This window comes from Bartonella queenslandensis AUST/NH15, from assembly GCF_000312585.1.
GTDB lineage: Bacteria > Pseudomonadota > Alphaproteobacteria > Rhizobiales > Rhizobiaceae > Bartonella > Bartonella queenslandensis_A.
In genome coordinates, this window is sequence record NZ_HE998003.1 from 44,943 (window position 1) to 47,151 (window position 2,209).

The window sequence follows — 2,209 nt, forward strand, 5'->3', positions numbered from 1 at the left end:
GCTGCTTCAATTAAGAAAAAATATTGGGTTGTAAGGTATCTGCATTACCAATAATTTCTAGTTTAATCCAAGAGGTTTTAAAGAGATCACGAGCTAAATGGGCTGTCGTTACGGCTTCTTTAACAGTATAACAACCAGCAGTATTGGGAAGTATCGTTATATCGAGTTCTTGAAGAAATTGCCAAAACTTCCCTCCTTGTTTTCCCCCTGCACTTTCTCGACGTAATGAAACGGTTACAATTTCTGTATTCGATTTATGAATAGCATCACGAAGGATAGCAGGAGAAGGATATTGCGCTGTACCTAACATAAGACGGGATGAGAATTCACGTCCATAAAGATTCAACATGAATATTAGCCTCCTTGCATTGGGCTTAAAATTTCAACTTTATCTCCTTCATGTAAAATAAATTGATCGCGCGCCTCTACAGGAATAACTTCAGCATTAACAGCAGTTGCTAGCCAACTCCCTTCATATCCCAATTCCACAAGCAAGAGACTAAGAAAAGAGGTTTCTGTTTGAATTGTTTCACCATTAACAAATATTTGCATGTTTTATTCCAATGCCAATTTCATTGCTCGTTTTGCCATTTCTGGAGACAAAAGAAAACCATGTCTATAAAACCCATTCACAGAAATATGTTTACCATATTTGCATACAGAAGGGAAGTTATCAGGATAAGCTGGACGAACCCCAACGCCGGATTCAATAATTTCTGCTTCAGCAAAAGCAGGGTGCAATGTATAAGCAGCGTTGAGCAATTCCATCATGGATCTTACAGAGATTGGACCACCAAAGTCACTTTCAATCATCGTTGCTCCAATCATGAAAATATCATCTTGCCGTGGAACAACATAGAGTGGAAACCGTGGATGGAGAAGACGAATTGGGCGAGATATTTTAATATCTGTACTGCGCACGAGGAGCATTTCGCCGCGCACGCCCCGTATACTTTTATCTTTTCCTAAACGTGCTATTCCTGTTGCATCAATGATCATATCAAAATTTGTTTCAGATGTTTTGACATCAACAAAACATACGCCATTTTTTATCAGTTTTTCTTTTAAAGTAATAAGTGTTTTGCGAGGATCAAGGTGAGCTTCACTTTCATAAAAAAGCGCATAGTCAAAACGTTCAGCAAGATCTGGTTCCAGATGGGCTATTTCTGTGCGGTTTATGGTTCTATGATGATGTGTGCGAAGTGAAAACCGTTCAAGTTCCCCTCTATCGCGTGTAGGAGCCACCACTAAGGTACCTTTTTGTGTAACAAGATCTGGAAATGTTTTGCGCCACCATCGTATAGCTTGTACACCAAGGTCTTCAACAATCTGTTCAGTGTTTTCTTTTTCACAATAAGGAGCGAGCATTCCTCCTGCATACCAACTGGATGATCCTATAGGAGAATGTCGAGGAGCTGATACAGTAACACGAGCACCTTTTTGTTGTAACATAAAAGCGACGGTTAAACCAGCAACGCCCGCACCTTTGATAAGAATATTCCTCAACTATTTACTCTCTTTTTTTGAGGTGCATCGACATAAAGGTCACCATTTTCTTGATATTTTTCAGCCATAGCAATCATACCTTCACCTTTTGTTTTTTTAAGTGCTGCAGCATCACGAATATCATGGGAAATACGCATAGAACAGAATTTGGGTCCACACATAGAACAAAAATGCACCAATTTATGGGCATCTTTAGGCATTGTTTCATCATGAAAGCTACAAGCTGTTTCTGGATCAAGAGATAGGTTGAATTGATCATGCCATCTAAAGTCAAATCGTGCACGTGAAAGAGCATCATCGCGCAACTGTGCTCTGGGTAAACCTTTTGCAAGATCAGCCGCATGAGCGGCGATTTTATAAGTGATAACTCCCGTTTTAACATCATTTTTATCGGGTAGTCCTAAATGTTCTTTAGGTGTTACATAGCACAACATAGCAGTTCCAAACCATCCAATCATAGCCGCACCAATTGCTGATGTAATATGGTCATAACCAGGAGCGATATCCATTGTAAGAGGTCCCAAAGTATAAAAAGGGGCTTCATGACAGAGATCGAGTTGTTGTTCCATATTTTCTTTAATTTTGTGCATTGGGACATGTCCCGGTCCTTCAATCATAACCTGTACATTTTTTTCCCAAGCAATTTTTGTCAATTCTCCTAAAGTTTTAAGTTCGGCAAATTGTGCTTCATCATTGGCATCGG

At 39.6% G+C, this 2,209-nt stretch carries 3 protein-coding genes and 1 pseudogene; all 4 read right to left on the reverse strand.

All coding sequences use genetic code 11. The annotated features are described in order from the left end of the window. Positions 1-349, reverse strand: a pseudogene (locus BN338_RS05360) (beta/alpha barrel domain-containing protein); the annotation flags it as partial. A 5-nt stretch (positions 350-354) separates the two neighbouring features. Continuing rightward, on the reverse strand, positions 355-552 hold the full coding sequence (gene thiS, locus BN338_RS05365; RefSeq protein ID WP_039759793.1) for a sulfur carrier protein ThiS: 198 nt from the start codon (positions 550-552) through the stop codon (positions 355-357). Positions 553-555: 3 nt separating this feature from the next. Then, a complete protein-coding gene (locus BN338_RS05370) occupies positions 556-1,506 on the reverse strand; it encodes an FAD-dependent oxidoreductase (protein ID WP_039759796.1) in 951 nt (316 codons plus the stop codon). Beyond that, on the reverse strand, positions 1,503-2,209 hold a 707-nt coding region (locus BN338_RS05375), incomplete at its 5' end, for a phosphomethylpyrimidine synthase ThiC (protein WP_039759798.1). The genes BN338_RS05375 and BN338_RS05370, both read right to left, overlap by 4 nt.